This window comes from uncultured Campylobacter sp. (genome assembly GCF_938030815.1).
Lineage (GTDB): Bacteria > Campylobacterota > Campylobacteria > Campylobacterales > Campylobacteraceae > Campylobacter_B.
Genome location: NZ_CALHII010000154.1, coordinates 1 through 6,158, shown reverse-complemented (window position 1 = coordinate 6,158; position 6,158 = coordinate 1). Strand labels below are relative to the sequence as shown.

The window sequence follows — 6,158 nt, the reverse complement described above, 5'->3', positions numbered from 1 at the left end:
GCGACGCAGAATTCTGCTCGGAATTTCGCATATAATTTTGCCCGGCGGAATTTTTAAATGCGGAATTTTTACCGCATGCGCAAGATAAACTATCAGCACCGCGCAAATCCGCTTCGTTTGCCAAGCTGCACGTATTAGCCTTGGAAGGATAAGTTGCATCTCCATCCAAGCCTGCAGGATCAAAGCTCGATTTGATAATTAAAAACGCCGTATTCAGTGCGGACTCGCAGCGAGTGAAATTAGCCTCACGCGCCAAGCTCGGATAATTCGCAGCGATCGCCTCGGTATAGCGGCGCACCGCAGCGATGACCGCTAGATGCCTGCGAGCGAATGAGTTTACGGTCGAGCCCGCGCGGATGCGGTAAAAATAGAGCGTCTCGCTCGTGCACGCGGTAGCTCCGTGATTAAACATATCGAAAAAAATCGCCACATCCTCATAGATCTGCCCCGTAGGAAAGCGCAAAGCAGTGAAAATTTCGCGAGCAAACAGCGCGCGCCAAACCGCGGTGCTAAAATACGGATCCTGCGTGCAGCTGCGTCTAAAAAGCTCTTGCGACGATATTTTGTATTCGCCTGCGTTGGCATTCGAATTTGCAGCTCCTCCTGGATCGCTAATCTCTTTAGAATTTTGATTTTCTTTAAAATTCAAAACCGCCTTGAAATTATTTATTTCGCTCTCGTCGCTAAATGCTGTGTAGCCGCACATAGCGATTTTGGTGCAAAATTTCTGCGTCAGGCGAAAAAGCGTCTCAATCAAATCAAAGCTTATCAAATCATCGCTGTCTACGAAACTGATAAACTCCCCGCGAGCGACATCTAAAGCAGCGTTTCGCGCGCTAGCCTGTCCGCCGTTTAGTCTATGCAACACGCGTACGCGGGGATCGCGCGCAGCGTATTCGTCGCAAATCGCCTCGCTGCCGTCATTTGAGCCATCATCTACGAGCAAAATTTCTAAGTTCGTATAGGTCTGCGCCGTAATACGCTCCATGCAAGCGCGCAGAAATTCTTTGACATTATAAACGGGGATGATGACCGAGATTAGGGGATTTTCGCTCATTATTCCTCCCTGTGTATCGTAGCGGCTATGAAATCAAGCCAGCGTCGCCCGATCGTTTCAATTTTAAAGCTCTCCTCGCGCTTGGAGGCGTTTTGCACGAGCCGCTCGCGCAGCTTTTCGTCGCTCATTAGAATTTCAAGCTTTTTAGCGATACTTGCGCTATCGCCCACCGGGCACAAAAACCCATCTACGCCGTCGCTTATAAGCTCGCTAGGACCTGCGATGCAATCTGTAGAAATTCTAGCGGTGCCGAAAAATATACTCTCCATCAAAATATTGCAAAAGCCCTCCATCTTGGAGGTTACGACTACGATTTTAGCGCGTTCATATAAGCTCTCGATATCGCGCACAAAGCCGATGAACTGCACATTTAAGCGTAGCTTCGCAGCTAGGCTTTCAAGGCTCTTTCGCTCCTCTCCGTCGCCTGCAATCACCACCTTCCACTCTTTTAAAAGATTGAAATCTATAAGCGCAAGCGCCTTAAGAAGGACATCAAAGCCCTTATAGACATTGAGCCGGCCGGCTGCTAGGATGATATTTTCTTTAGGCGGGCGAGCATTTTTAGCATGACTAATCTCAAACATCGGATTAGGCATGATCGCGCGATTTTGCACATATGTGTAATGATCCAGATCAAATTTACTAAGCACGCTAAGACCTGCAGCTCTCGGATAAAAGATCCGCTTGAGAGCTCGCCAGATCGGACTTTTTAAAAAACGATGATTGGTGTGCTCGGAGACGATGATTTTCTGCCCAACTCCGAGGTTTGCGATAAGCGTAAGGACATTGGTATTATCTAAAAACGAGATTACTACGTCAAATTTACGATTTTTTAGAAGCCTGTGCAAGGCTAAAATTTTATCGTAGCGCTTTTTTATATTGCCAAATACTCCTAAATCGCCTACTCCTAAATCCAAGCTAATAAGCTCGATTTTAGGATCTAGCGCGTAAAACGGCTCATCTGCGTCAAATTTTATCACACAGACTTCATTCTCGCGGCAGAAAAAATTTGCCAGCACGCTTAGCACGCGCTCGGCACCGCCCTTGCCTAAAGCAGAAATTACCATAGCTATTTTCATTTTATGAGCCTAAACTTGTTTTTAAAAATTTCATCGAGTCCTCTCTTTTACGGCGCAACGCCTCATTTACGCCATCCCAATCGATAGTCGCGTCCAACCGCGCGTCTTTGGGATCTTGTAAAGCTCTATCTTCAAGCCCGAATAAGCCCAAAAGCGAGCTAAAGCGCGACGCGCCGCGACTAGCGTTAACGAGCACAAAAAACGGCTTATTAAAGATTATGGAAAATACACAGCCGTGAAATGAGTCAGTTAGCACAAACTCCGCGCCCGCAATAGCGCTTAGCCATGCTTTTATGCCGATGCGGTTGCCGCGATCGTTTACCTCATCTATCTCTAGTCCGCTTTGTTTCTTTAATAGCTCCATCGCCGCTTCTGAGCGAGGCGATGGATCTAGGATATAGGCAAAACCCTTGCGCTGCGGCGCAAGGCTTAAAAATTTATCGTAAATCTCTTTGTTAGCCAAAAGTGTAGGATCCAGTACCCAGTGCGCATTTACACCAAAGCATTCACTCGCAAGCTTTACACCATCGCGCTCGCGCACCGAAATAGCTTTAAATTTAGCCAAATTTGCAGCGTGAGCTTTTAAATCTGCGGGATTTTTAAGCCCACAGAGCCTATCTCCGCCGAAGCTTGCAGCATAGGCGATCCGCGTGCAGTTAGGCGGCAAAAATCCAAGGCTAAAGCAATCTGCAAAATCCGCAAAATAGCTAGGGCGAAAAACCTGATCGCTTCCTAAAATCACCGCTTCAAAGCGTTCTTTCTCGCACAGCGCTTTTAAATCCGCGGGCGTGCAAACAGGCGCGGTTAAAGGGATATTTTCAGCCACAAACTCGCTAGTATCGCGCTCGTAAGAGGGATTAAATTTCGCGCCGCGAAGCTCCTTTTTTATCGTGCGCGCCACTAAAAATTTAATATACGCAATCGATAGTTTACTTCTTTGCAGACGCAAGTTTATGAGCCACGGCTCATGCCCAAGCCCCACTAGCACGCGGCCTAGCGCGTAAGCTTGTAAAATTCCGCCGTAATTATTTACTAGCGGCAGGGTAAAAATCCCGATCTTCATGCAAACTTCCTATAAATTTTATATGCCGCAATCTTTGGTAGCGCCAAAAGTGCTAGCACTTTATTCGCAGCGGCAATTTTTTTAAGCCTAGCAGCGATGAAATCATCACAATCAAAATGCGTAGCGCTATATCGCTGGATCTGAAGCTTCTGGCGCAAGATGTAACGCCTAAGCGGATTTTTCGCGCCATAGAAAATTTTGTTTTTGCACTCCACCTGGCTTTTCTGCGAGCGCTGCACCTCTGCTACGGATATCCGCTCGCAAAAAATCGCCTCGCGCGCCTGCTTCGTAGGCTGCGAAAATAGCGCGTCGATCTGAGCTGCGCGCGTAATTACGAGCGACGTGCCGCGCCACTCGCTCATTTCGCTTTGCAGCCACGCATCCATTAGCACGACGTCGGCGCATTTGGCAAAAACGTCGGTGCAGGCGTTGCACGCAAGCGGCGTAAAAGCGCGCGAGCTCCAGTACGCAAAGGCGCTGCTGCTGCGATCGTCTATCGCCTCGCTACCGTCTGTAGCACGAAATTTAAAGCAAAAGCTCATCGCACTTTTGCCCGCGATTTTATATCTGTAATTAACTGCTGCGAGCTGCTTACGCTCTTTAAACGCAAGATCTGCCAGCTTATGCGTAAAACCAGCACCCTTGCCCTGTCCGCAAACCAGCCCAATAATAAAGCTTATGCGGGATTTAAGGCGCGGATTTTTACTCGCAGCAAGCCTTAAGGCCTTAGCAAAACACGGCAGCGCGCTAATCGCGTATCTACCCTCACGGCGCGACATCTCCTTTAGCACTGCTTCAAGCGTGAGCGGATAGTAAGCGGACGAGCGAGCGCGAGTAAGCTCATCGGCATTTTTTATCACGCTAAATTTAAATAGCGGCACGGAATTTTCGCCCGCATAATTTCGCGTGTTTTTAGAATTCTCGCAGGCAAAATCCTGTGCTGATACGGAATTTTTACAAGAAGCTTTAGAATTCTGTGCGAAATTTTCATTTGTAAAATTTTGCACGGAATTCTGCGTAAAATTTTCGCAAAAGGAATTTTGCGCACTCGTAAAATTTATAGAATCATCGTCCGCCAAATTCTGCGTTAAATTTACCATTGCGGAATTCTGTTCGGAATTTTTGGTTGCGGAATTTTGCAAATTCTGCGGCTGCGCTAAATTATTGCAGGCAGAAAAACCGCACTTGGAATTTTGGGCTATAAAATCCCCCTCGTCCGCAGGCACAGCGCAAATCGCGTAATCAATGAGCCCGCGCGCAAAAAGCTCGCGAAAAATATAATCTCCCGCGCCGCCGCTTGCACTGCTTAGGCGCTGCGCTTCATCCTTTTTGTAGAATTTATAAGTGGCTAAAAATCTGCCAAAATCAGGACTAAAGCTTTTCAGCTCTGCGTATGATTTAGAATTTAGCTCGTTTTCGAGCATGTCTTTTTCGTAAAACGGGCAGACTTTTAGACAAATATCACATTTGTCGCGACACCCTTCGCCCTCCTCGGGCGCGTAAAATCCATTGCCTCCAAGCCGCATTTTTAGCACGCTAAAAGGGCAGCTGCTCGCGCAGACGCCACAGCCGATACAGCGGTCTTTCGTAACCACTTCGCTAATTACATTGAAGCTCAAGCCCGCCTCCTTATCTTAGCTGCAATGCCACCAAAAATCGCGCGTTCGTAGTCATTCATCGCCCAAAAATACGCACTTAGCACAAACATAGCCGAATAAAGCCCGCCGCAAATTAGCAAAAAGCTCACTCCGTGCAAGCCTAATGCGTAATTTATCACTAGGCTTACTGCTATTGCAGGAGCAAATTTTACTATCATCGCGCCGATATTTCGCCAAAATTTAGCGATGTCAAGTCCGATTACACGAGCATAGTAGATATTCATCACGCAGATATTTAACAAGGTAATCGCAAAAGCCGTGCCGCACGCAGCGCCCACGCCTCCGTAAGCCTTAGCTAGCGGGATAGAAATAGCGATATTTACGAGTGTGACGCAAAACGCGGCGATTGAGCGAAATTTGACTTTGTTTTTTGCCTGAAGCACGGCTAAGCCTAAATTTTGAATCAACGGCACGCTTACTGGAAGCACCAAAATAAGCGCGATTGCGTATGAAATTTCATAATTTGCGCCAGCCCATAGCACGATAAACTCTCGCCCAAAAATCACCAAAAGCGACGCGATAAAAAATATCACGTAAAATTGCAGCCTACCTATTTTGATAAATTCCGTGCTAAGCTCGGAATCAGTGGAGTTTGCAGAGACCATTTTGGCGATTTTAGGAAGCATCACGCCGCTAATGGTGAGCGAAAGCGTGACGAAAGTGGCATTTATCGTGCTTGCTACGGCATACGTGGAGACCGCCGTAGCGCCTGCGACCGCGCCTAAGATAAAATTATCGACATTCCAGTTTACTTGATCGACTACGATGCCTAAAAATATAAAAAACGAGTAGCCAAAAATTTGCTTAAGCGTGGGGGCGTCGAAATTTCGCACGCTTATCACGGGCGAGACTTTGCGCTTGCAGTAGATGAAATCTGCCGCGACGCAGATTAAATTTACTGCCGTAGCGATGATTACGATCGCGATAGCCTTATATCCCAAAAGTAGCGAAGGCACCGCAGCTAGCGGCAGAGCGATCGTGCGAAAGATCCCAATTAGCTTGATAAATACGAAATTCTCATGCGCCGTAAGGATCGACGAATAGATGCTAAAAGGAAAGCTAATCGCTAAATTCGCAGTTAGTAGCATTAGCATAATGCGAATTTCGCCCATCTCACTAGCGCTTAGCTTAGCGCCAAAAATCGCGTGCAGATTGGCTAGCAGCGCAGCTCCTGCAAGCGCGATCACCGCGCTCATCACTAAATACACGCTAAAGATCGTGCCATGCAGCTTATGCATGCGCTCCACTTCGCCGCTTGAGGCGTATTTGGCAGTATAGACCGTCACGGCATTGCCGAAACC

Annotated in this window: 5 protein-coding genes; all 5 read right to left on the bottom strand. The window is 47.4% G+C overall.

Annotation, left to right across the window (positions count from 1 at the left end):
* The coding region (locus tag Q0277_RS06125) for a glycosyltransferase (protein ID WP_297996518.1) at nt 1-1,057 on the bottom strand (1,057 nt) is incomplete at its 3' end.
* Nucleotides 1,057-2,136 carry a glycosyltransferase family 4 protein gene (locus Q0277_RS06120; RefSeq protein ID WP_297996516.1) on the bottom strand — a complete coding sequence of 360 codons (1,080 nt, stop codon included), beginning with the start codon at nt 2,134-2,136 and terminating at the stop codon, nt 1,057-1,059. The genes Q0277_RS06120 and Q0277_RS06125, both read right to left, overlap by 1 nt.
* A 1-nt stretch (nt 2,137) precedes the next feature.
* Complete coding sequence (locus Q0277_RS06115) at nt 2,138-3,199, bottom strand: polysaccharide pyruvyl transferase family protein (protein WP_297996514.1); 1,062 nt, start codon at nt 3,197-3,199, stop codon at nt 2,138-2,140.
* Nucleotides 3,196-4,818, bottom strand: a complete 1,623-nt coding sequence (locus Q0277_RS06110) for a Coenzyme F420 hydrogenase/dehydrogenase, beta subunit C-terminal domain (RefSeq protein ID WP_297996512.1) — start codon at nt 4,816-4,818, stop codon at nt 3,196-3,198. The genes Q0277_RS06115 and Q0277_RS06110 overlap by 4 nt, the downstream gene beginning before the upstream one ends.
* A partial coding sequence (locus tag Q0277_RS06105; protein WP_297996510.1) for an oligosaccharide flippase family protein occupies nt 4,815-6,158 on the bottom strand: 1,344 nt, incomplete at its 5' end. The genes Q0277_RS06105 and Q0277_RS06110, both read right to left, overlap by 4 nt.